22 protein-coding genes, 1 tRNA gene and 3 pseudogenes are annotated in these 21,745 nt (G+C 50.3%); 10 read left to right on the top strand and 16 right to left on the bottom strand.

Features of this window, described 5'->3' with window-relative positions; genetic code table 11:
* The first annotated feature begins 5 nt into the window (after nucleotides 1–5).
* Together J4685_RS14120 and J4685_RS14115 are read left to right on the top strand one after the other, a co-directional pair.
* Nucleotides 6–815 (top strand): DUF2877 domain-containing protein, encoded by an 810-nt coding sequence (locus J4685_RS14120; protein WP_000649740.1) that lies wholly within the window; start codon nucleotides 6–8, stop codon nucleotides 813–815.
* A gap of 3 nt (nucleotides 816–818) precedes the next feature.
* On the top strand, nucleotides 819–1,712 hold the full coding sequence (locus J4685_RS14115) for a carbamate kinase (RefSeq protein ID WP_000855342.1): 894 nt from the start codon (nucleotides 819–821) through the stop codon (nucleotides 1,710–1,712).
* 40 nt (nucleotides 1,713–1,752) lie between these two features.
* Here J4685_RS14115 and purK read toward each other — a convergent pair whose 3' ends face one another.
* The 4 genes from purK to ppiB all read right to left on the bottom strand — a co-directional run bounded on the left by purK (nucleotide 1,753) and on the right by ppiB (nucleotide 4,663).
* The gene (purK, locus tag J4685_RS14110; RefSeq protein WP_000815509.1) at nucleotides 1,753–2,820 is read right to left on the bottom strand and encodes a 5-(carboxyamino)imidazole ribonucleotide synthase; all 1,068 of its coding nucleotides are present in this window, start codon (nucleotides 2,818–2,820) and stop codon (nucleotides 1,753–1,755) included.
* A complete protein-coding gene (purE, locus tag J4685_RS14105; RefSeq protein ID WP_000098736.1) occupies nucleotides 2,817–3,326 on the bottom strand; it encodes a 5-(carboxyamino)imidazole ribonucleotide mutase in 510 nt (169 codons plus the stop codon). Before purE ends, purK begins: the two co-directional genes overlap by 4 nt.
* A gap of 117 nt (nucleotides 3,327–3,443) precedes the next feature.
* On the bottom strand, nucleotides 3,444–4,166 hold the full coding sequence (gene lpxH / locus J4685_RS14100) for a UDP-2,3-diacylglucosamine diphosphatase (RefSeq protein WP_000212289.1): 723 nt from the start codon (nucleotides 4,164–4,166) through the stop codon (nucleotides 3,444–3,446).
* Nucleotides 4,167–4,168: 2 nt separating this feature from the next.
* Nucleotides 4,169–4,663 (bottom strand): peptidylprolyl isomerase B, encoded by a 495-nt coding sequence (ppiB, locus tag J4685_RS14095; protein ID WP_000256012.1) that lies wholly within the window; start codon nucleotides 4,661–4,663, stop codon nucleotides 4,169–4,171.
* Between the two features lie 172 nt (nucleotides 4,664–4,835).
* On the opposite strand from ppiB, the gene cysS reads away from it, so the two are divergent.
* Complete coding sequence (gene cysS / locus J4685_RS14090; protein ID WP_000912377.1) at nucleotides 4,836–6,221, top strand: cysteine--tRNA ligase; 1,386 nt, start codon at nucleotides 4,836–4,838, stop codon at nucleotides 6,219–6,221.
* A gap of 90 nt (nucleotides 6,222–6,311) precedes the next feature.
* Here the strand turns inward: cysS and J4685_RS14085 are convergent, their stop codons facing one another.
* The 3 genes from J4685_RS14085 to folD all read right to left on the bottom strand — a co-directional run bounded on the left by J4685_RS14085 (nucleotide 6,312) and on the right by folD (nucleotide 8,068).
* Nucleotides 6,312–6,860, bottom strand: coding sequence for a metal-dependent hydrolase (locus J4685_RS14085; RefSeq protein WP_001143503.1), 549 nt, complete (start codon nucleotides 6,858–6,860; stop codon nucleotides 6,312–6,314).
* Nucleotides 6,861–6,987: 127 nt separating this feature from the next.
* Nucleotides 6,988–7,200, bottom strand: coding sequence for a ribosome-associated protein YbcJ (gene ybcJ / locus J4685_RS14080; protein ID WP_000190278.1), 213 nt, complete (start codon nucleotides 7,198–7,200; stop codon nucleotides 6,988–6,990).
* Nucleotide 7,201: 1 nt separating this feature from the next.
* Nucleotides 7,202–8,068, bottom strand: coding sequence for a bifunctional methylenetetrahydrofolate dehydrogenase/methenyltetrahydrofolate cyclohydrolase FolD (gene folD / locus J4685_RS14075; RefSeq protein ID WP_000729165.1), 867 nt, complete (start codon nucleotides 8,066–8,068; stop codon nucleotides 7,202–7,204).
* 534 nt (nucleotides 8,069–8,602) lie between these two features.
* Between folD and fimA the strand changes: the two genes are divergently transcribed.
* The 6 genes from fimA (at nucleotide 8,603) to sfmF (ending at nucleotide 14,697) form a co-directional block, all read left to right on the top strand.
* On the top strand, nucleotides 8,603–9,160 hold the full coding sequence (fimA, locus tag J4685_RS14070; protein WP_000681029.1) for a type 1 fimbrial protein subunit FimA: 558 nt from the start codon (nucleotides 8,603–8,605) through the stop codon (nucleotides 9,158–9,160).
* A gap of 74 nt (nucleotides 9,161–9,234) precedes the next feature.
* A complete protein-coding gene (gene fimI, locus J4685_RS14065; protein ID WP_000619603.1) occupies nucleotides 9,235–9,768 on the top strand; it encodes a type 1 fimbrial protein subunit FimI in 534 nt (177 codons plus the stop codon).
* A gap of 43 nt (nucleotides 9,769–9,811) precedes the next feature.
* Entirely contained in the window at nucleotides 9,812–10,504 is a 693-nt protein-coding gene (gene fimC / locus J4685_RS14060; protein ID WP_011233109.1) for a type 1 fimbria chaperone FimC, read from the top strand.
* A gap of 30 nt (nucleotides 10,505–10,534) precedes the next feature.
* Entirely contained in the window at nucleotides 10,535–13,147 is a 2,613-nt protein-coding gene (locus J4685_RS14055) for a fimbrial biogenesis usher protein (RefSeq protein ID WP_000754206.1), read from the top strand.
* 14 nt (nucleotides 13,148–13,161) lie between these two features.
* Entirely contained in the window at nucleotides 13,162–14,169 is a 1,008-nt protein-coding gene (gene fimH / locus J4685_RS14050) for a type 1 fimbria D-mannose specific adhesin FimH (RefSeq protein ID WP_000708651.1), read from the top strand.
* A gap of 9 nt (nucleotides 14,170–14,178) precedes the next feature.
* On the top strand, nucleotides 14,179–14,697 hold the full coding sequence (sfmF, locus tag J4685_RS14045) for a fimbria assembly protein (protein ID WP_000603410.1): 519 nt from the start codon (nucleotides 14,179–14,181) through the stop codon (nucleotides 14,695–14,697).
* A gap of 45 nt (nucleotides 14,698–14,742) precedes the next feature.
* Here sfmF and fimZ read toward each other — a convergent pair whose 3' ends face one another.
* The 4 genes from fimZ to fimW all read right to left on the bottom strand — a co-directional run bounded on the left by fimZ (nucleotide 14,743) and on the right by fimW (nucleotide 17,789).
* Nucleotides 14,743–15,375 (bottom strand): fimbria biosynthesis transcriptional regulator FimZ, encoded by a 633-nt coding sequence (fimZ, locus tag J4685_RS14040; RefSeq protein ID WP_000801273.1) that lies wholly within the window; start codon nucleotides 15,373–15,375, stop codon nucleotides 14,743–14,745.
* A gap of 603 nt (nucleotides 15,376–15,978) precedes the next feature.
* Entirely contained in the window at nucleotides 15,979–16,701 is a 723-nt protein-coding gene (fimY, locus tag J4685_RS14035) for a fimbria biosynthesis regulator FimY (RefSeq protein WP_001258129.1), read from the bottom strand.
* Between the two features lie 18 nt (nucleotides 16,702–16,719).
* Nucleotides 16,720–17,031: a hypothetical protein gene (locus J4685_RS14030; protein WP_000258626.1), complete on the bottom strand. Its 312-nt coding sequence runs from the start codon at nucleotides 17,029–17,031 to the stop codon at nucleotides 16,720–16,722.
* Between the two features lie 161 nt (nucleotides 17,032–17,192).
* Entirely contained in the window at nucleotides 17,193–17,789 is a 597-nt protein-coding gene (gene fimW / locus J4685_RS14025) for a fimbria biosynthesis transcriptional regulator FimW (RefSeq protein WP_000948629.1), read from the bottom strand.
* 254 nt (nucleotides 17,790–18,043) lie between these two features.
* Here fimW and J4685_RS14020 point away from each other — a divergent pair.
* Nucleotides 18,044–18,120: transfer RNA gene (locus J4685_RS14020), tRNA-Arg, on the top strand.
* A 21-nt stretch (nucleotides 18,121–18,141) separates the two neighbouring features.
* Here the strand turns inward: J4685_RS14020 and J4685_RS14015 are convergent.
* The 5 genes and pseudogenes from J4685_RS14015 to J4685_RS14000 form a co-directional block, all read right to left on the bottom strand.
* Nucleotides 18,142–18,264 (bottom strand): annotated as a pseudogene (locus J4685_RS14015) (integrase); the annotation flags it as partial.
* Nucleotides 18,236–18,650 (bottom strand): annotated as a pseudogene (locus tag J4685_RS22570) (IS3 family transposase); the annotation flags it as partial. The pseudogenes J4685_RS22570 and J4685_RS14015, both read right to left, overlap by 29 nt.
* A gap of 34 nt (nucleotides 18,651–18,684) precedes the next feature.
* On the bottom strand, nucleotides 18,685–18,903 hold the full coding sequence (locus J4685_RS22565; RefSeq protein WP_001728138.1) for an IS3 family transposase: 219 nt from the start codon (nucleotides 18,901–18,903) through the stop codon (nucleotides 18,685–18,687).
* 385 nt (nucleotides 18,904–19,288) lie between these two features.
* Nucleotides 19,289–20,941: pseudogene (gene gtrC1, locus J4685_RS14005) on the bottom strand (putative glucosyltransferase GtrC1).
* Nucleotides 20,922–21,745: glycosyltransferase family 2 protein (locus J4685_RS14000; protein ID WP_208202744.1), on the bottom strand; the 824-nt coding region annotated here is incomplete at its 5' end. The gene J4685_RS14000 and the pseudogene gtrC1, both read right to left, overlap by 20 nt.

Genomic DNA, 21,745 nt, shown 5'->3' with positions numbered 1-21,745 from the left:
GTCTCATGAAATGTATCCATCCTCTTATGGCAAGCCGACAATCGGCGGATTATCGGCAATCCTGGCAGATGTCAGGGGTATGGCGTCGCTCTATTAATTTTGTGGCGAAAAGCGGTGAGTTATTAACGCTTCACCGTCGGGGGAGCGGCTTCAGTCCGGGAGGGTGGATACTGCGCGGCGGCGATTTTGACGCATTGCGCGATGTGCTCACCGATGGCGAAAAACCGCAGTCAACCGCTGCCGGTATTCAGATTGGCGAGTTTCTTTTATGCGAGCCGGAGAGGCGCTGTTCGCTGCGGGTTCCACGCTATCTTGCGTCGCCGCGTCTTAACGCGACGTACATGCAGCGTAGTGAGGAGACGGGACTGTTTGGGCCGTTAACCGTCGCCGCAGCTCAGCCTCTATGTCCGGAACTTCGCCAGTTTTGTCACTGCTTTCAGTCGGCGCTTGCAGGTGCTGCGACTGACTGGCGGCTATGGCTGGGTAAAGGGCCGGGCTTAACGCCCAGTCATGACGACACGCTGACGGGAATGTTGCTGGCGGCCTGGTATTTTGGCGCCATAGATGAACGCGCCGGGCGTAATTTTTTTGCCCAATCCGGCAGCCTTGATCGGGCGACGACGCTCGTGAGCGTCAGTTATTTACGCTATGCGGCTATGGGTTATTTCGCGTCGCCTTTACTCCACTTTATTCATGCGCTGCGACGAGATGCTCGCACAGAAACGGCGATTGACGGACTGCTGGCGCTGGGGCACACCTCTGGCGCTGATACGCTGCTGGGGTTCTGGCTTGGACAACAAATAGTAAAAGGATAGGGAATGAAAACGTTGGTAGTTGCTCTTGGCGGCAACGCATTATTGCAGCGCGGAGAAGCGCTAACGGCAGAGAATCAATATCGCAATATTGCCGACGCGGTGCCTGCGCTGGCGCGACTTGCCCGCTCGTATCGGCTGGCGATAGTACATGGCAACGGCCCCCAGGTCGGCCTGTTGGCTTTACAGAACCTTGCCTGGAAAGCCGTTGAGCCTTATCCGCTGGATGTGCTGGTAGCGGAGAGTCAGGGCATGATCGGCTATATGCTGGCGCAGCGTCTGGCGCTTGAACCCGATATGCCGCCGGTGACTGCGGTATTAACGCGGATAAAGGTATCGGCGGACGATCCTGCTTTTCTTGAACCGGAAAAGTTTATCGGTCCCGTTTATTCGCCAGAAGAGCAAATGTCGCTGGAAGCGACTTATGGCTGGCATATGAAACGTGATGGAAAATATCTGCGCCGTGTCGTTGCTTCCCCGGCGCCGCGTCAGATTATCGAAAGCGCCGCTATTGAGTTATTGCTAAAAGAGGGCCATGTGGTGATTTGCAGCGGCGGTGGCGGGGTACCTGTTGCCGGCGAGGGCGAAGGGGTCGAGGCGGTGATAGATAAAGACCTGGCGGCGGCATTGCTGGCGGAGCAGATAGCGGCCGATGGTCTGATCATTTTGACGGATGCGGATGCGGTGTATGAACATTGGGGGACGCCGCAGCAGCGCGCTATTCGTCAGGCTTCACCCGATGAGCTGGCACCGTTTGCCAAAGCCGATGGCGCGATGGGGCCGAAGGTGACCGCGGTAAGCGGGTATGTGAAGCGGTGCGGAAAGCCGGCATGGATTGGCGCATTATCGCGTATTGACGATACCCTGGCGGGCAGGGCGGGAACCTGCATCTGTCTGTGATCGCGACGGGCGGCGACAGAGAATGCGCCGCCCACGCTGTTTATTTAAGCTTACTTTGCGCCCAGATAATGCCGCTGGCGTATTCGCCCGGCAGGAGCGGAGAGAGCGCTTCCAGGGTGGCGCTAAGACGTGACGTATCGCTGTCGGTCAGATTCAGATGGCCGACTTTTCGCCCCGGACGTACCGCTTTATCATACCAGTGCAGATGTACCAGCGGCAGCTTCAGCCAGTCGTAATTCAGCTCGCTGCCGATCAGATTGATCATCACCGACGGGGTGTTAATCACCGGCGCGGGCAACGGCAGGCCGGTAATCGCGCGCAAATGCAATTCAAACTGACTGATGCTGGCGCCATTTTGTGTCCAGTGTCCGCTGTTATGCACGCGCGGCGCCAGTTCATTGATTAACAGGCCTTCCGGCGTGATAAAACATTCCATCGCCATTACGCCGACGTAGTTCAACGCCTGCATAATTGCTGACAGCATCGATTCCGCCTGCTCCTGCTGTTCGGCGTTCGCCTGTGGGAACGCGACGCTGGTCCGCAAGATGCCGTCCTGATGCAAATTGTGCGTTAGCGGGTAAAACACGGTACTGCCGTCATGAGCGCGCGCGCCGACTAACGACACTTCGCCGGAAAAATGGATACCGCGCTCAACAATACATTCGCCATAGCAGTCATCCGGCAGTTGCCCGGTTTCGTCCGCGCGTAGACGCCACTGCCCGCGACCGTCGTAGCCGCCAACGCGACGCTTAATAATCGCCAGTTCACCCAGACGGTCAAAGATGCCGGACCACTCGTCGGCGCTGGTCAGCAGCTGCCACGGCGCGGTCGCGAGTCCCAGTTTATCGAAAAGCTGTTTTTGTGTCAGACGGTCGGCGATGATCGGAAATACATCGCGATTGACGAATGCCGGGTGGCGCGCCAGCTCGCGGGTAAGCGCGGTTTCCGGCCAGCGCTCAATCTCTGCGGTAATGACGCTCTGCTGTACCGGCACGGCGGTAGGCGCTGCATCCAGACCAACCGGCCAGACGGCGATACCCAGCGGTTCGCCCGCCTGGCGCAGCATTCGGCCCAGTTGCCCGTTGCCGAGAACGCAAACTTGCTTCATAGCGTCCCCCGCGGATCGGGATTTTCCAGAACTTCATCGGTTTGCGCTTTGCGCCAGTCAGCGATGCGCTGATGCAGTTCCGCGTCGTGTTGCGCCAGAATCTGCGCGGCGAGCAGGGCGGCGTTAGCGGCACCGGCTTTACCGATCGCCAGCGTACCCACCGGAATGCCGCGCGGCATCTGCACGATGGAGTAGAGGCTATCCACGCCGCTTAGCGCAGCGCTTTGTACCGGCACGCCGAGTACCGGGACCAGCGTTTTTGCCGCAATCATTCCCGGCAGGTGCGCCGCGCCGCCCGCGCCGGCAATAATCACTTGATATCCGTTCTCTTCCGCCGTTTCGGCGAAGCTGAACAGCTTATCGGGGGTGCGATGGGCGGAAACCACTTCTACATGGTGCGGGACATCCAGAATTTCAAAAATTTCGGCGGCGAATTGCATGGTAGCCCAGTCGCTTTTGGACCCCATCACGATGGCGACACGCGCCGGATTATTGCGGGAAGACATGCGTCTTAAAACTCCTGTGGTGCGGGACACGCTGCTTTTGAGGTGTCAGAGAATAGCATGATAATCAGGCAAGGAAAACGGTTGCGTGTGCGCCGTAACGGACGATTCGACGAACATTTACAGGGGGAAGGCGATTAACTCCACGTTATCCGGCGTGACTTTTACCATTGAACCTTCATGATGCCATGCGCCTAACACCACGCGGAACGCGGGCTGGTCGTTGGCGGAAAGTTCATGCACCGCCGGGCGGTGGGTGTGACCGTGAATCAGCCACTGTACGCGGTGTTTTTCCATTTCGGCGACGACGGTCTGCGCATTGACGTCCATAATATCCAGCGATTTGCTGCTGTTGGCGGCTTTACTGCCGGCGCGCATTCTGGCGGCGATACGGCGGCGGATAAACAGCGGCAGGGTAAGGAACAGCCGTTGAACCCACGGATTATGGACTTTGGCGCGAAACGCCTGATATCCGGCATCATCGGTACAGAGCGTATCGCCGTGCATAATCAACACATTGCGGCCATACAGGTCGAGCACTTTTTCCTGCGGTAGTAGCGTCATGCCGCTTTCGCGGGCAAAGCGTTTGCCAATCAGGAAGTCGCGATTACCATGAATAAAGAAGCAAGGGACGCCGGAATCAACCAGCGATTTAATGGCAACGGCCATTTCACGATGTAGCGGGTTGGGGTCGTCGTCGCCAATCCAGGCCTCGAAGAGATCGCCAAGAATATACAGCGCGTCGGCCTGGCGGGCTTCTACGGCTAAAAAACGCAGAAAACCGGCGACGATCGCCGGTTCTTCCGTTTGCAGATGCAAGTCTGCAATAAACAGTGTCGCCACGATTACTCGCTGACGGTCACGTTTTCAATGATGACGTCTTCTTTTGGTACGTCCTGGTGCATACCGCTACGGCCAGTGGCGACGCCTTTGATTTTATCTACCACGTCCATACCTTCTACGACTTCCGCAAAGACGCAGTAGCCCCAGCCCTGCAGACTTTCGCCGGAGAAGTTCAGGAAGTCGTTGTCTGCCACGTTGATGAAGAATTGCGCGGTAGCCGAGTGTGGCGCCTGAGTACGCGCCATCGCCAGCGTACCACGGGTATTTTTCAGACCATTGTTGGCTTCGTTTTTGATCGCCTCTTTGGTGGCTTTCTGTTTCATGCCCGGCTCAAAGCCGCCGCCCTGAATCATAAAACCGTTAATCACACGGTGGAAAATGGTGTTGTTGTAAAAACCTTCGCGGCAGTAGTCCAGGAAGTTTTTAACTGTTTCAGGCGCTTTATCATCAAAGGTTTTGATTACGATATTGCCGTGATTAGTGTGGAAAGTAACCATTTTTGCATCCTGTTCCAAGAGAGTGGTGCTTTAGCCCGCAATGGGGCACATATAGGGGCTTATTATAGCATAACCGTAAGCTGCGATCACCTTGCAAAGTGTGCTGCTTCGATTACGAATAATATGTATCATACGGAGATTATTACCCACACACGTCTATACGGAATCTTCGATGTTAAAAATTTTTAATACACTGACGCGCCAAAAAGAGGAATTCAAACCCATTCATGCCGGGGAAGTCGGCATGTACGTGTGTGGCATCACCGTTTACGATCTCTGCCACATTGGCCACGGACGCACGTTTGTCGCTTTTGACGTTGTCGCGCGCTATTTGCGTTTTCTCGGTTATAAGCTGAAGTATGTGCGTAACATTACCGATATCGACGATAAAATTATTAAACGCGCCAATGAAAATGGCGAAAGTTTTGTCGCGCTGGTCGACAGAATGATTGCGGAAATGCATCAGGACTTCGACGCGCTGAATATTCTGCGTCCGGACAGCGAGCCGCGTGCGACGCACCATATTCAGGAAATTATCGAGCTCACCCGCACCTTAATCGAGAAAGGGCACGCCTATGTGGCGGATAACGGCGATGTGATGTTTGATGTACCGACCGATCCGACTTATGGGCAGCTTTCCCGTCAGGATCTTGAGCAGCTTCAGGCGGGCGCGCGCGTGGATGTCGTTGACGTGAAGCGTAACCCGATGGACTTCGTGCTGTGGAAAATGTCGAAAGAGGGCGAGCCGAGCTGGCCGTCGCCGTGGGGCGAAGGGCGTCCGGGCTGGCACATTGAATGTTCGGCGATGAACTGCAAGCAGTTGGGCAACCATTTTGATATTCACGGCGGCGGTTCCGATCTGATGTTCCCGCACCATGAAAACGAGATTGCCCAGTCTACCTGCGCGCATGACGGCGAATACGTCAACTACTGGATGCACTCCGGTATGGTGATGGTGGATCGCGAGAAGATGTCCAAATCGCTGGGCAACTTCTTTACCGTGCGCGACGTGCTGAAATACTACGATGCGGAAACCGTGCGCTACTTCCTGATGTCCGGGCATTACCGTAGCCAACTGAACTACAGCGAAGAGAACCTCAAGCAGGCGCGCGCCTCGCTGGAGCGGTTATACACTGCATTGCGTGGAACGGATAAATCAGCGGCCCCGGCGGGCGGCGAAGCGTTTGAAGCGCGTTTCGTGGAGGCGATGAATGACGATTTCAACACGCCGGAAGCCTACTCCGTCCTGTTTGATATGGCGCGTGAAGTCAACCGTCTGAAGGGCGAAGATATGACCGCCGCGAATGCGATGGCGTCTCATCTGCGGAAGATTTCCGGCGTGCTGGGACTGCTGGAGCAGGAGCCGGATGTTTTCCTGCAAAGCGGCGCGCAGGCGGATGATGGTGAAGTTGCGGAAATTGAAGCCTTGATTCAACAGCGTCTGGATGCCCGTAAAGCGAAAGACTGGGCGGCGGCGGACGCGGCGCGCGATCGTCTCACAGAAATGGGTATTATTCTGGAAGATGGCCCGCAGGGCACCACCTGGCGACGTAAGTAATTGCCGTATTGCCGGATAAGACGCAGGGCGTCTTATCCGGCCTACCTGAGATGAAATCTACAGGTCGGGTAAGCGTAGCGCCGTTCGACATTAGCGAGCCCGCTTTTCGTCCCCTATACGCCATCTGTGCCAGCCCAATATCCCCATTAACACGCCTCCCGGTAGCCACACCCATAGCAGCTCCGAAATAATCACCTGATGCCCATACGGCGTGATGTAGCTTGAAAGCGCAAACGGCGCGACTTTAATCACCTGCCATGGGGCAAAGAAACGTTCATCTGACCACGGCCACAGCCAGCCGACGCCTTTCCCACCCGTGGTTATCGAATCCAGCAGGCTGTGCGACAACAATGAAACGGTTAAAAATAGCCAGCAGCGCACCTGCCCAGCTCGAAACCATCGTCGTCCCGCGAGTACGCACAACAGGGGGAGGAGGAATGCGAAAAGTAAAGAGTGGGTAAATCCGCGATGTCCAAATACGTTGCCGTAGGCGATGCCAAATTTAAAGGCCAGCACGTCGGCATCGGGGAGCATCGCCAGCACAACACCGGCAAACAGCAGGCGAGGAGGGATAACTTTCAGGCCTAAGCCTGCGCCAAAACACAGGGGAACGGCGGCGTGGGTGATAACGGTAGGCATAGCGATGGTTCACAGGGAAATAGCCATGCTAGCAGTTGGAACGCAGAGGATTAAGTGGATGATTATCTGAAAAGACAGCGTAATCAGGCCGGATAAGACGCTTTGCGTCGCTATCCGGCACTCTGTATCAGGCCACGACGTTCACACTTTGGCCTTCGAAGCTAACGGTTTGCCCGGCGACAATTTTGCAGCGTTTACGCGTTTCAACCGCGCCATCAACCTTCACCAACCCGTCGGCAATGGCGATTTTCGCCTGCGCGCCGCTTTCGCTCCAGCCTTCCAGCTTGAGCAGATCGCACAGCTCGACGTGCGGGTGCTTGCCTAAAGAGAATGTCGCCATGTTATTTTCCTTGTGGATCGTGATATTCAATGCACGCCTGCAGCGTGTTTTCGATAAGCGTGGCGACCGTCATCGGGCCGACGCCGCCCGGTACTGGCGTGATGTATGACGCGCGCGCCGCGGCTTCGTCAAACACGACGTCGCCAACGACCTTGCCATTTTCCAGACGGTTAATACCGACATCAATCACAATTGCGCCTTCTTTAATCCATTCGCCGGGAATAAAGCCCGGTTTACCTACGGCGACAATGAGCAAATCAGCATGCTCGACATGGTGACGCAGATCTTTGGTAAAGCGGTGCGTAACGGTAGTCGTACAGCCAGCCAGCAGCAGCTCCATGCTCATTGGGCGTCCAACGATATTGGACGCGCCAATGACCACCGCATTCAGGCCGTAGGTATCAATATTGTAACGCTCAAGCAGGGTCACTATACCGCGGGGCGTACAGGGACGCAGGCGCGGCGCACGCTGGCACAGACGACCGACATTATAAGGATGAAAACCGTCTACGTCTTTATCTGGCGCGATACGCTCCAGCACTTTAACGTTGTCGATGCCTGCCGGTAAAGGCAACTGCACCAGAATACCGTCGATCGTGTTATCTGCATTCAGAGTATCGATAAGCGCCAGCAGTTCGGCTTCGCTGGTGGTTTCTGGCAGGTCATAGGAGCGGGAGACGAATCCCACTTCGTCGCACGCTTTACGTTTGCTTGCGACATAAATCTGTGAGGCCGGATTGCTGCCGACTAGCACCACAGCCAGGCCGGGAGCGCGAAGACCTGCTGCGACGCGTGCCTGAACTTTTTGAGCAACCTCAGATCGCACCTGCTGCGCAATCGTTTTACCGTCAATAATCTTTGCTGCCATCAGAGAGAAGATTCCATCTGTTACTTCAAGTCAAAGGGGATAGCGCTATTTTGTCAGAAGCGGGCCTCGCTGTCAGTTAACGTTTGTGTTTCCGATGCAAACGCGACGTCTCCCCCGTCCGTTGCCGATACTGAGACGTGACCCGTAAGCGCGCCATGATTAACCAAAAAGAAACAATTCATCACCCTGGCTATGGTTACCGTAATCCCTCGTCGTTAATAGCGTCGGGCGGCATAATGCGACATTTTATACAAAATAAGATTAGACCCTTCTTATATCCAAATAAGAATTAGCTTAGGTCATTAAAAGAGTTTGCGGCTACGAAATGTTTAATTTATTACCGTGACGAAATGTCATATTCGCAAAGATTAATTACTGCGTCTGATACTCAGGGGAGAAACAGAAAACTAATTAATCTGCGATATCTATCTTTACAGGATGCAGAGATAACTTTTCTGACATGCTATGTCGATAATAATTCAAACGGAGCCGACAGGATGCCGAAACCGGGTGTGTGTAATTCAAGGGAAATCCATGAAACATAAATTAATGACCTCTACTATTGCGAGTCTGATGTTTGTCGCTGGCGCAGCGGTTGCGGCTGATCCTACTCCGGTGAGCGTGAGTGGCGGTACTATTCATTTCGAAGGTAAACTAGTTAATGCAGCCTGTGCCGTTAGCACTAAATCCGCCGATCAAACGGTGACGCTGGGTCAATACCGTACCGCCAGCTTTACGGCGATTGGTGATACGACCGCGCAGGTGCCTTTCTCCATCGTCCTGAATGACTGCGATCCGAAAGTGGCAGCCACCGCTGCCGTGGCTTTCTCTGGTCAGGCAGATAACACCAACACTAATTTGCTGGCGGTCTCCTCTGCGGACAATAGCACTACCGCAACCGGCGTCGGGATTGAGATTCTTGATAACACCTCCTCACCGTTGAAGCCGGACGGTGCGACCTTCTCGGCGAAGCAGGCGCTGGTTGAAGGCACCAATACGCTGCGTTTTACCGCACGCTATAAGGCAACCGCCGCCGCCACGACGCCAGGCCAGGCTAATGCCGACGCCACCTTTATCATGAAATACGAATAATCCCGTCTGGGAACGCCAGGGAAGGGAGGCGCCTCAACGGAAGAGGCTATCGGGGATAAAAGAGAACATAGCAGATGATAAGGAAAGGCGCGGCGCTAGCGGGGCTTGTTTTGATGTCGCCCGTCATTGCGCAGCCGGTAATGGTGGAGAGCGGGCGTGTTCACCTGCGCGGACAACTGGTCAATGGCGGCTGCGCTGTCGCCACAGAAAGCCAGGATTTGCGCGTACTGATGGGACAGTACCGCACGAATGCGTTTACCGGTCCTGGCAGCTTCGCTCCCGTCAGCGTTCCATTTTCGTTACGGTTAATCTCCTGTAGCGCGGAGGTCTGGCGTCATGTCGGCATTGCGTTTGCTGGCGTTACGCCTGCGGAAGATCCCCATGTTTTTCTGGCCAGCGGCGAAGGTATCGGTAATGCCGGAATCGGCCTGGCGTTATTTGATGACCAGCAGCGGCAAATCATACCCAACACATTACCGCTTCATTACGCGCCCATTTTAACGTCAGAAATGACTTTGCATTTTACCGCCCGCTATCGGGCAATTTCAGAAAATATGACGCCGGGACGAATTCATTCAGAAGTGTGGTTTACGCTGGTTTACCCATGAATTTTCTTGCCGACGTGACTCAATGCAAAAGGTATTTTTTACCATGCTGAATAGTATAAAAGTAGGCTTTATTGTTCTTCTCACGTTATTTACTTCGCTGAACGTACAGGCGGCGGGGGGGATTGCATTAGGCGCCACGCGAGTTATTTATCCCTCGGCGGCGAAGCAGACTTCTCTGGCAATCAGTAATAGCGATACTCAAGAACGTTACCTCGTCAATTCATGGATCGAAAATAGCGCCGGGCAGAAAGAAAAAACGTTTATTGTTACGCCGCCTTTATTCGTCAGCGAACCCAAAAGCGAAAACACGCTGCGTATTATCTACGCCGGGCAACCGCTACCCGCGGATCGGGAGTCGTTATTCTGGATGAACGTGAAAGCCATCCCGTCGGTCGATAAAAGTCATATTGAAGGAAAAAACGTTCTGCAACTGGCGATTCTGTCGCGCATCAAACTGTTCGTGCGTCCGGCGAATTTGCCGCAGACGCCGGAAGACGCGCCGACCTTGCTGAAATTTTCCCGTGTCGGCAACCATCTCAAGATAACCAACCCATCTGCTTATTACCTCACGCTGGTCAATATCAGCGTGGGCGCGAAAAAGATTGATAACGTGATGATCGCGCCAAAAAGCGACATGCAAATTCCCTTACCGACTGGCGCGCAGGGCAGCGTGACATTTCAGACCGTCAATGATTACGGCGCATTGACGTCGTCGACAACGGCCAGTCTCGGTTAAGCAGAGAGCGTGAAGCCACACGAGAACACGATGAAGAAGACAACCTGGTTTGCAGGGCGATTTCCCGGCTATGTATCACCGTTAAACGGCGTGGCGCTGTCGGTGCTGGCAGCTCTGTGTCCGTTGACGAGCCGCGGCGAAAGTTATTTCAACCCTGCGTTTTTGTCGGCGGATACCGCGTCCGTGGCGGATTTATCTCGCTTTGAAAAAGGTTATCATCAGCCTCCCGGTATTTACCGGGTGGATATCTGGCGTAACGACGAATTCGTAGCGACGCAGGATATTCGTTTTGAGGCGGGCGCCGTGGGTGCCGGCGATAAATCCGGCGGCCTGATGCCTTGTTTTACACCGGAGTGGATTAAACGGCTGGGCGTGAATACTGCGGTGTTCCCTGTCTCAGATAAAGGCGTCGATACCTCGTGTATTCACCTTCCTGAGAAAATCCCGGGCGCGGAGGTCGCGTTCGATTTCGCGTCGATGCGCTTAAACATTAGCTTGCCGCAGGCGTCATTGCTCAACAGCGCGCGTGGCTATATTCCGCCGGAAGAGTGGGATGAAGGGATACCCGCCGCACTCATTAATTACAGTTTTACCGGTAGCCGCGGAACAGACAGCGATAGCTATTTTTTGAGTCTGCTGAGCGGTTTGAACTATGGCCCCTGGCGGCTGCGTAATAACGGAGCCTGGAACTATTCGAAAGGGGACGGCTATCATTCGCAACGCTGGAACAACATTGGCACCTGGGTACAGCGCGCCATCATTCCGCTAAAAAGCGAACTGGTCATGGGGGACAGCAATACCGGGAACGATGTTTTCGACAGCGTCGGCTTTCGCGGAGCGCGGCTGTACTCTTCTGACAATATGTATCCCGATAGCCTGCAGGGCTACGCCCCCACGGTCAGAGGGATCGCCCGGACGGCGGCAAAGCTGACGATACGACAGAACGGGTATGTTATCTACCAAAACTATGTGTCGCCGGGCGCGTTTGCGATTACCGATCTTAATCCTACCTCTTCCAGCGGCGACCTTGAGGTGACGGTAGATGAAAAAGACGGTAGCCAACAACGTTACACGGTGCCTTACTCTACCGTTCCGCTATTGCAGCGTGAGGGCAGGGTGAAGTATGACCTGGTGGCCGGGGATTTTCGCAGCGGCAATAGTCAGCAGTCTTCGCCATTCTTTTTCCAGGGAACGGTGATTGCCGGCCTGCCTGCGGGGCTGACGGCTTACGGCGGTACGCAACTTGCCGATCGTTACCGTGCTGTGGTGGTCGGGGCGGGGCAAAATTTGGGTGACTGGGGGGCCGTGTCGGTCGATGTCACACATGCGCGTAGCCAACTGGCAGATGACAGCACCCATCAGGGGCAATCGTTGCGTTTTCTGTACGCCAAATCGCTGAATAATTACGGGACTAATTTTCAATTGCTGGGTTACCGCTATTCCACACGCGGATTTTACACCCTGGATGATGTGGCATACCGTAGCATGGAAGGGTACGACTACGAATACGATAGCGACGGACGCCGCCATAAAGTGCCGGTGGCGCAGAGCTACCACAATCTCCGTTACAGCAAAAAAGGCCGCTTTCAGGTCAATATTTCGCAAAACCTGGGGGATTACGGGTCACTGTATCTTTCCGGCAGTCAACAAAATTACTGGAATACGGCGGATACCAATACCTGGTATCAACTGGGATACGCCAGTGGATGGCAAGACATAAGTTATTCGCTGTCATGGTCGTGGAACGAGTCGGTGGGGATCTCAGGCGCCGATCGCATTCTGGCATTCAATATGTCCGCTCCGTTTAGCGTTCTGACCGGACGGCGCTATGCGCGCGACACTATTCTTGATCGTACTTATGCCACGTTTAACGCCAACCGCAACCGCGACGGCGACAATAGCTGGCAGAGCGGCGTGGGCGGCACGCTTCTGGAAGGACGTAATCTGAGCTACAGCGTGACGCAAGGGCGTAGCAGTACCAATGGTTATAGCGGCAGCGCCAGCGCTAGCTGGCAGGCGACGTATGGCACGCTGGGCGTGGGATATAACTACGATCGCGATCAGCATGACTATAACTGGCAACTTTCCGGCGGCGTGGTCGGTCATGCGGATGGTATTACGTTTAGCCAACCGTTGGGCGATACCAATGTCTTGATTAAAGCGCCGGGAGCGAAAGGCGTGCGCATCGAAAACCAGACCGGCGTGAAAACGGACTGGCGGGGTTATGCGGTAATGCCCTACGCCACGGTATATCGCTATAACCGCGTCGCGTTAGATACCAACACGATGGACAACCATACCGATGTCGAAAATAACGTCAGCAGCGTAGTGCCGACAGAGGGCGCGCTGGTGCGGGCCGCTTTTGATACGCGGATAGGCGTAAGGGCAATCATTACCGCGAGGCTTGGCGGACGTCCGTTACCGTTTGGCGCGATAGTACGAGAAACCGCCAGCGGTATTACCAGTATGGTCGGCGATGACGGGCAAATTTATCTGAGCGGCTTGCCGCTAAAAGGTGAACTGTTCATCCAGTGGGGAGAGGGGAAAAACGCGCGTTGTATCGCCCCTTACGCCCTGGCGGAGAATAGCCTGAAGCAGGCGATTACGATAGTCAGCGCAACCTGTATCCGTCCGGCGTCATAAAAGGAAAAATAGAGATGAAAATATACTCAGCGCTATTGCTGGCGGGGACCGCACTCTTTTTCACCCATCCCGCGCTGGCGACGGTTTGCCGCAATTCAAACGGGACGGCGACCGATATCTTTTACGACCTGTCAGATGTTTTCACCAGCGGCAATAATCAGCCGGGACAGGTGGTGACGCTGCCGGAAAAATCAGGTTGGGTCGGCGTAAACGCGACGTGCCCGGCGGGGACAACGGTGAATTATACCTACCGAAGCTATGTATCAGAATTACCGGTACAAAGCACCGAAGGAAATTTTAAATACCTCAAGCTGAATGACTACCTTCTGGGCGCGATGAGCATCACCGATAGTGTCGCTGGCGTATTTTATCCGCCCCGTAACTATATTCTCATGGGCGTCGACTATAACGTGTCGCAGCAAAAGCCGTTTGGCGTGCAGGACTCAAAGCTGGTTTTTAAATTAAAAGTGATACGGCCTTTTATTAATATGGTGACGATCCCCCGCCAGACAATGTTTACCGTCTATGTGACGACCTCTACCGGCGACGCGTTGAGCACGCCGGTGTATACCATTAGCTACAGCGGCAAAGTGGAAGTACCGCAAAACTGTGAAGTGAATGCTGGACAGGTCGTGGAGTTTGATTTCGGCGATATCGGCGCGTCGTTATTTAGTCAGGCGGGAGCGGGTAATCGTCCGCAAGGCGTCACGCCGCAAGCAAAAACTATCGCTATCAAATGTACCAACGTCGCGGCGCAGGCCTATTTATCGATGCGGCTTGAAGCCGAAAAGGCCTCAGGGCAGGCGATGGTGTCCGATAATCCGGATTTAGGCTTTGTGGTTGCTAATAGCAACGGTACGCCGCTCACACCCAATAATTTGTCGAGTAAAATTCCGTTTCATCTTGATGATAACGCCGCCGCTCGCGTAGGTATTCGCGCCTGGCCGATCAGCGTGACGGGGAATAAACCGGCGGAAGGGCCGTTTACTGCGCGCGGCTATCTACGAGTCGATTATGATTAAGGAGGTATAATGATCCTTCGGCGCGTTTTCATCACTATTGGTTGTGTTTTGTTCAGCCCGCTGAGTCAGGCCAACTCATCTCTGGGCGAAGTGAATATTGAACTGCGCGGTAACGTGGTGGATTTTACCTGCGCCGTGGTGGCGGGCGACAGTAACAAATCGGTTAACCTCGGCACCTGGCCGACAAAACAGCTTCACGCCGCCGGTGACGCCACGCAACCGGTAGCCTTTAGCCTAAAACTTGAAGGCTGCCCGCCGGGGTCGGCGTCTATAACGTTTTCCGGGACGCCAGCGCCCGGCACGGCATTACTGGCGCTTGCTGATACGGCAATGGCGCAAAAACTGGCGATTGAAATTCGCGATGGCGATCAACGTCGATTGCCGCTTGAACAGGCCAGCAAGGCCGTCGATATTGACAACAACGGCAATGCTACCCTGAAATTCTATGCGAACTATATCGCCTTAGCCGATGGCGTGCAGCCCGGACTTGCTAACGCGGATGCGACCTTCCTGATCAATTACAATTAGTGTCCGTTATTGTGGCTCCCGAACGATAATTCGTCGGGAGTACCTTTACAATAATTCGTGTGATTTGGCGTAATCTATAAGCTCAACGATAGAGTGAAGGCCAAGTTTAGAAAATATATTGGCCTTATGCGCGCTGATAGTCTTGTTACTCAATAAAAGTTGCTCGGCAATTTCTTTGTTAGACATTCCATTGGCCAGATAGCGCAGCACGGTAACTTCGCGGTTAGATAGTGGCATATCATGGTGCCCGCCTTTGGGGGTACGGGTATTACTGATGAAATTAAGCGTCTCAGATGGGAAAAAAGAATAGCCGGATAAAATCATTTTTACCGCATTATAAATATCATTGAGGTCTTTGCGTTTACTTACAAATCCGTTTGCGCCCGCTCTTATTGCTCTTCCGGCATAAAAAGCCTCTGATTTTGACGATAAAAAAAGTATCCGGGTATGTTCCTGGATAGATTTGATTCGTTTAAGTAAGGTAAAGCCGTCGGTGCCCGGTAATTCAATATCCAGAATGACAAGATCAACAGGATAAGTGCGCAGATACTCTATCGCTGTTCGGCTATCATCCGTTTTCAGGACAACCTGAATATTGCTATTTTTACCGAGTAAAACTTCGATCGACATTCTTACAATAGGGTGTTCGTCCATAATGATAACAGATGCAGGTTTCATTGTTGTATACCTCAGACTGTTATGCGTCCTTCGTTTTAGAATAAGCGTCAGACACCTTAAAGATTGTGAAATAGCCAGATCTACACACCACACGGTGGAGCAATAATAAAGAATGAGACCTCCCTGTTGACTGGCTATTTTGCGTAAGAGTAATAAATATGTGGAATATCCATTTCGCACCAACAAAAAAGAAATTTCTGATTAAGTAAAAACAATATGGATTATACCTGGTCTGATTTCTCGGAAAAGTCTTGCGAAATGCGAATTATGGATAGCGGGTAGGATGTTCTGTGGCGTTATAGAAAATTTGTTCGTGGTGGAGCTATTTTCTTTAGAGTTGACATTGAGTAGTTTAAACTGTTGTTTTTAAGTATAAAAATAATATGAAAGACTAATTGTTTAGTATTTGTTATGTAATAACAGAAAGATGTTGACGCTGGAGACCTCAAAAAACGAGGAGGGACAGGGGACGATGTAAGAAAAAAATTTTTATCGCTTACCAGGACGAGTTGTAAATATTAATTTTATGTGAAATATTTACATTTAATGGAAGTGAAAATAAGTAATTTCTTAAAAAATCTTATTCACCAAAACGTTAGTTCGTTAAAAAATGTCGTTGAAAGTAACGTTTAACTGCTGGATCAGCCGAAGAAAGCTTTGCCTGTGGGGAAGGTTAAGGAGGGTGATAAGTTGTTTAAGCCGGTAAACTACACGATGATAAGGTACGCTTTGCTGACGTGCTATTTCTTTTAAAGAGGCGCCTTGCGCTAAAGTTTCAATCATCAACCAGTCAGTACGGCTAAAGCTTTCCGATAAGCGAGGTTTGGCGGCTGATAACAAGGCTTCGCGTACTGAGGCCAGATTTTGTCGTCGCGACAGGACAAAAAAATGCCCGGCCATACGGATAAACTGAGCTATAGCGGGGGTTTTATCTGATACCAGCAGGTAAATCTGGATATCGCTTTGTTGCCAACTGAGCGCGCGTAGCTGGTTAAGCGCCTCAATACAGGAGACAGGTAGCGTCTCCATATCTACAATCAGTTGTCTGAGCGACCCCTTTTCAATCCACAAAGAAATGTCATCTAATGAGCGGAATGCAGCGGTACGTTTTCCGGAAAATAAGTAGTGACTCAGCGAATAGCCGAGGTAGTTGTCAGTTGTAATTATTGCCTGAGAAATTATACCAACCGGCAAGGCATAATTGAGCTGTTGGTTCAGTAACTCAAGGCGATCAAATATCTGCGGCGTTGGAGAGTGATAACGGCAGGCGCAGTCTTTGGCATTTCTTAAACGGCGGTTTCTTTCCCTGCGTGGTACGCTGCGCATCCTGCTTTTTCCATTGCTCTAATATATATCTGGTAATATGGCTGGCCATAAATAACCTTGTCCCATCGTTGCACCAGCGTAAAAAGCAATGCTTCGTTGCTCTGATGTTTCAATGCCTTCCATCAGCATTAACTGCTGAAAAAAAACTTCGCTATCATGTTTTGACGGAAGTTGCGTCAGGACCTCATAGCCGATTAATTGCGCAGTTGAGAGATGAACGATTGGCTCAGATTTTAACAATCCGCTGTTGAGATATGAATGGCGTGTTGGCGAAGACGCCAGGTGTGGGGGATTTATCCTTTCCTTTAATAAAGTGCCCTGTGTCACCAAACACTCCTCCAGGCATTTATGATGCAGCCATATATTTTTGACCCCTGAATCTATCAGGATATTATGGGCATCATTGTGGCAGCGTTAAAAAAATGCCTGTAGGTATCGTTACTTAATTATTGGTGAGATATTTCGTAAGCCTTGTAAAAAGTTAAGTGAGTTTACTTACTGAGTAAGAAATGAAGGTTAACTCTAATATACTTTAAAAACTGCTGCTCCGTTTTAACATGTAATTTTCGCATAATGCTCCGGCGGAGTGACTTTGTCTGTTCTTCAGAAAGTGAAAGTAAAGCGGCCGTTTCGCTTAAATGATAACCGCTGGCGATCAGTTTTAACAGGTGACGTTCTGTTACTGAAAAATGACGAGTCGTGCAGTAGTGGCAAATGCCAGAAGGGACACTATGTCGAAGCGCTCGTTTATGTAAGATCAATATCATTTTCCGGGTAATTTCTTCAACATCATCTTCCCGATAAATATGCGGCAGCATATACAGACATGGTCTGAACATGAGCTTTTCTTTATCGCATTTATTACAAATAATCACCCGTAGCTGATGTTGGGTATGCATAGGTATCTGGTAACAGCCTGCGCTGAACCAATCATCATCCAGGGCCAGGAAAGCGATATCGGCATTATCTATCTCTTCTGGCGGCAGAAAGTCAATTTTCTGCTGCCATTGATTCGCCAGACGCGTCATGATGATTTTCAACCCATGCTCAAAGTGACTGTTTTGTTCCTTAATAGCGATACTCAGCATAAAAAATATCCTACACGGCAGGTGAATCATGGTGAAATATTAAAGAAACTGATTGATTATCTAAATACTGGCGGCCTTAATTCCCACTTTATGCGTGCTGAGATGTGTCCAGGCGATTTCTTGGAACCTGGCATTGCGCCAGAAAAGACGATATTCGTACACTTAGTCAGCAACCAGAACAAAAGCCATTGACTCAGGAGTGCCTGACCGTATAATTCTCGCGTTTCGTCTACACGAAGTCTTCACTTCACAAGGCGCCCTTAGCTCAGTTGGATAGAGCAACGGCCTTCTAAGCCGTGGGTCGCAGGTTCGAATCCTGCAGGGCGCGCCACTTATAAATCAACGCGTTACGCTTCTTTATTTCCTCCTTATTTTCCATATGGGACATATTTGGGACATCATCACCAAAAATGTCGTCTATTTTCCTCGCGTGTTCCGTTAAATGATTAGGCGCAAGGTGAGCATATCTGTGAATCGCCACGGATAACCTGGACACTTCTGAGTCGTTGATGATATAGGTTTTCATATTCAGCCGGTGGCATCTGCTCGCTCGAACCATGCCGACGTCTACTGTTATAAAACATTTCTATGTAATTAAAAATATCGCTTCTGGCTTCGTCTCTCGTTCCGTAGATCTTTTTCTTTATCCGTTCACGCTTCAGTAGCTGGAAAAAGCTTTCTGCAACCGCATTTTCATGACAGTTGCCACGACGGCTCATACTGCCCTCCAGTCCGTGCGATTTCAGGATCGACTGCCATTCATAGCGGGTGATTATGTCGCCACACGGCCATCAGGAGCGCATTCAGGACTCCATCTTTTGTCATTCATGGTTGCAGTGACCAATTGAGTCTACTGCGGCTTTTTTTAATATGTCCCGTTCGTCAGTAACCCGCTTCAACTCTTTCGGGAGTCGGCGGATTCCGGTCTGATCATCTGACTGCTCTTTATTTCTTTATTGGTGGAGGAGTTCGACCCGTACTTCTTTATCCTGGCGTAAAGACTGTGGGTAGTAATATCGAGATGTGTTGCGACGCTGGAAACAGAATGGCCGCGCTCAACAACCTGTCTTACCGCTTCAATTTTAAACTCTTCGGGATAACGTTTACCGCTCATAGGCACCTCTCTTTAAGTCATCTTAAATGGATCTGAGGTGTCTGTTAAACCTGTGGTGATTCACATTGACCGCAGATTATCAGATTCCTTTACCCGGTAGTGAAACCAGTAGGGGTCAGTTTATCCGCACTAAAAGACGGTGTTCCTGCATCTGTGGTGGAGTTGAACCGGATGGGCTTTGGGCACATGCGTATCCTGCGTGTATTGGTCAGTTGCCGGAGTCTGGATTAATGCACTATGGCTCCGTTGGGTTCTTTTTTGGGACTGATGGCGCATTGCGACTTCTTGCTAAGAAACCTGATGGGGCATTTGTGACATACGATATGTAGGAATCCCCGCCGCCCGTTACCCATTGGTGGCGGGGAACATTAATTATACATGAATGTTATTTAATTATTTCCGTAATATTCTCATTTGTCCTCGCCCCTGTTCTAACGTCCCATGTCCCAGATGTAATTGATTCTAATTCATTTGAATCTATGCCGTTAATCGCCCGTCCTGAAAGCCATCTTCCGTCTATTTGAAATGTCTTCTTGTCGACATCTGCATTTATAACTTTTCCATCCTTTGTTTTTAAGCTAATGAACATCGCTGTATTCTCATCAAGAGAATCAGCAGGATTCTTATTAAACTCAAATATTACAAAGGTTTTAATGCCCATTTGCTGTTTATATATCCATAATGATTTTATATAAACGTTGTTACATATTTTTGCGTTAATATTAAGAGGTTTGAGATTAAAGGCTCGCGAATAGTCGAAAAATCCTGGAGCAGTTATTTTTACATCAATCCCGTAGTATCTAGACATTGCTTCACTGTTAAACGTATCAAGACTTGGGCCTGCATGCAGTACCGGTGGAAAGTAATAATCAGGAATTATCGCTTGATCTTGTTTGTTATCTTTCGCCCTGTCTATTATTTCTTCCCTAATCTCCGTTTGTTTGCTTATTGATTTAATTGATGAGTAATAGAGAATGTATGATGGAATGAAATATAAAAAAGCCATTGCATATGTAGTAATAGATAAATAAATGGAAGCTTTGTTAAATTTCGTAAATGCAGAATGAGCAACAAAGGAAATCGAAAGAATCATAAAGCAGAGTGCTCCATTGAGAGCCCTGCTGGGCATTGCAGGAGATGCAAGGAACGCAACATTTGCAGCAATTGCACCCAGTATGAATAAAAAGCTTCCAAACATAAGTTTGCTGCTACTATTCCTTGATAACACTACAGAGATTAGTAGTATTATAAATGCAATATAGACCTGCCAATATGCCCCCATTGCTGATGGCAGCCTTTCTGAAAAGTGCTCAAGAACCCTCCATGCAAGTGGTTGGTTGTACCAGTCTTGTATTGTAGACGCACGGGATAGGTTTCCCGGAGCCAGCAGGAGAACCCCTGCGCCTATTGCAGATCCGAATACGCCAATCAGTAGATATTTATTTCTATTCATTATAAAAAAATATGCTACAGAAATTAATACAACTACAAGAGATGTATTTTCATTTGAGCAACCTGCAAATATCGATGATATGGCATATACAAAGAGTATTAAATTGGATTTTTTGGCATTGCTTAAATATATAGAAATTAGTATATAAATGGCAATGAACATGTTGGTCCATAAGTAATTTGCTGACCCAACAAGCCAGAAGTTAGTTTGACCGAGAGCTGGATTTGCAATGAACTATAAGAAAAATAAGAAAATCATCACATATGGGGACGGTGACGACTTTGTTAATGTCGCTGGGATCATTGTCCAGCACAACACCATTAATGTTAGCGCTGCTGAGTTTATTGCATTGTAAATATGCGGGGAGAAAAACTTTAATAGAGATGTGCTGAGCGTATCTGACACAACCCTTCCGCTCCATCCCAAATAGTGCATTTTTATGCTAGAAAGCGAAAGCTCTCTTAGGGCATAAGTATAGTCATCAGAGTTCATTGGTGTAATAAATCCTATTGAATACACCAACGAGAAAACTATAAGGATAGCAATTACCATTTTTAATCTATTGTTAACCATTTTTCTTCCCATTCTTAATTATGTATTTAGGCCTTTTTTTAGTTTCTATGTAAATCCTGCCAATATATTCCCCAAGAATACCTATTCCTATCAATTGAACGCCACCCAGGAAAAGTACAGAAACAAGAAGAGACGGGTAGCCAGGAACATTATTTCCAAATATTAATTTATCTATAATCATCCATGTACCGTAAAGGAACGACATACCTGCAATAAACAATCCAATGTACGTCCATATGCGGAGCGGAAATGTTGAGAAAGAAGTTATTCCTTCCAGCGCCAGATTCCATAATTTCCAGCCATTGAATTTTGAATCGCCGGCAACACGCTCAGCGCGGGCGTATCCAACTACATCAGTCTTGCCGCCCACCCATGACAGAACGCCTTTCATAAATAGATTACGTTCTGGCATCTGTTTAATATTTTCGACAACATCACGGCTCATTAACCGGAAATCACCGACGTTCTCTTCAATTTTTGGATTGCTGATTTTATTATGCAGCTTATAAAACCATTCAGCTGTCTTACGCTTCATGCGCCCGTCAGTTGAGCGGTCTGAGCGCTTAGCCAGCACCATATCCGCGCCAGCCTGCCACTTCTCAATGAGATGGGGGATAACTTCTATCGGATCCTGTAAATCGACATCAATAGGAATGACCGCATCCCCGGTTGCATGGTCGAGACCCGCGAAAAGAGCAGGTTCTTTACCGAAGTTTCGCGTAAACGAAAGCGGAATAACGAGCGGATCAGATGCAGCTATTTTGTTAATTATTGATTCAGTCGCATCTTTGCTTCCGTCGTTGATGAAAACAATCT

Origin of the sequence: Salmonella sp. 32100201201700099SM (assembly GCF_017572645.1) — a bacterium.
GTDB lineage: Bacteria > Pseudomonadota > Gammaproteobacteria > Enterobacterales > Enterobacteriaceae > Salmonella > Salmonella enterica.
Note: the sequence above shows the minus strand (reverse complement) of the source record. Positions and strands in the feature narration are given on the sequence as shown.

What these genes read in the sequence shown, in the direction of transcription:
- J4685_RS14115 (WP_000855342.1), top strand. Translation starts at nt 819, where the DNA reads ATGAAAACGTTGGTAGTTGCTCTTGGCGGCAACGCATTATTGCAGCGC.
- J4685_RS14085 (WP_001143503.1), bottom strand. Translation starts at nt 6,860, where the DNA reads ATGCCTACCGTTATCACCCACGCCGCCGTTCCCCTGTGTTTTGGCGCA.
- purK (WP_000815509.1), bottom strand. Translation starts at nt 2,820, where the DNA reads ATGAAGCAAGTTTGCGTTCTCGGCAACGGGCAACTGGGCCGAATGCTG.
- J4685_RS14055 (WP_000754206.1), top strand. Translation starts at nt 10,535, where the DNA reads ATGAAGAAGACAACCTGGTTTGCAGGGCGATTTCCCGGCTATGTATCA.
- fimH (WP_000708651.1), top strand. Translation starts at nt 13,162, where the DNA reads ATGAAAATATACTCAGCGCTATTGCTGGCGGGGACCGCACTCTTTTTC.
- fimW (WP_000948629.1), bottom strand. Translation starts at nt 17,789, where the DNA reads ATGCTGAGTATCGCTATTAAGGAACAAAACAGTCACTTTGAGCATGGG.
- sfmF (WP_000603410.1), top strand. Translation starts at nt 14,179, where the DNA reads ATGATCCTTCGGCGCGTTTTCATCACTATTGGTTGTGTTTTGTTCAGC.
- fimY (WP_001258129.1), bottom strand. Translation starts at nt 16,701, where the DNA reads ATGCGCAGCGTACCACGCAGGGAAAGAAACCGCCGTTTAAGAAATGCC.
- fimI (WP_000619603.1), top strand. Translation starts at nt 9,235, where the DNA reads ATGATAAGGAAAGGCGCGGCGCTAGCGGGGCTTGTTTTGATGTCGCCC.
- fimZ (WP_000801273.1), bottom strand. Translation starts at nt 15,375, where the DNA reads ATGAAACCTGCATCTGTTATCATTATGGACGAACACCCTATTGTAAGA.
- ppiB (WP_000256012.1), bottom strand. Translation starts at nt 4,663, where the DNA reads ATGGTTACTTTCCACACTAATCACGGCAATATCGTAATCAAAACCTTT.
- purE (WP_000098736.1), bottom strand. Translation starts at nt 3,326, where the DNA reads ATGTCTTCCCGCAATAATCCGGCGCGTGTCGCCATCGTGATGGGGTCC.
- cysS (WP_000912377.1), top strand. Translation starts at nt 4,836, where the DNA reads ATGTTAAAAATTTTTAATACACTGACGCGCCAAAAAGAGGAATTCAAA.
- J4685_RS22565 (WP_001728138.1), bottom strand. Translation starts at nt 18,903, where the DNA reads ATGAGCGGTAAACGTTATCCCGAAGAGTTTAAAATTGAAGCGGTAAGA.
- fimA (WP_000681029.1), top strand. Translation starts at nt 8,603, where the DNA reads ATGAAACATAAATTAATGACCTCTACTATTGCGAGTCTGATGTTTGTC.
- ybcJ (WP_000190278.1), bottom strand. Translation starts at nt 7,200, where the DNA reads ATGGCGACATTCTCTTTAGGCAAGCACCCGCACGTCGAGCTGTGCGAT.
- fimC (WP_011233109.1), top strand. Translation starts at nt 9,812, where the DNA reads ATGCTGAATAGTATAAAAGTAGGCTTTATTGTTCTTCTCACGTTATTT.
- folD (WP_000729165.1), bottom strand. Translation starts at nt 8,068, where the DNA reads ATGGCAGCAAAGATTATTGACGGTAAAACGATTGCGCAGCAGGTGCGA.
- J4685_RS14120 (WP_000649740.1), top strand. Translation starts at nt 6, where the DNA reads ATGAAATGTATCCATCCTCTTATGGCAAGCCGACAATCGGCGGATTAT.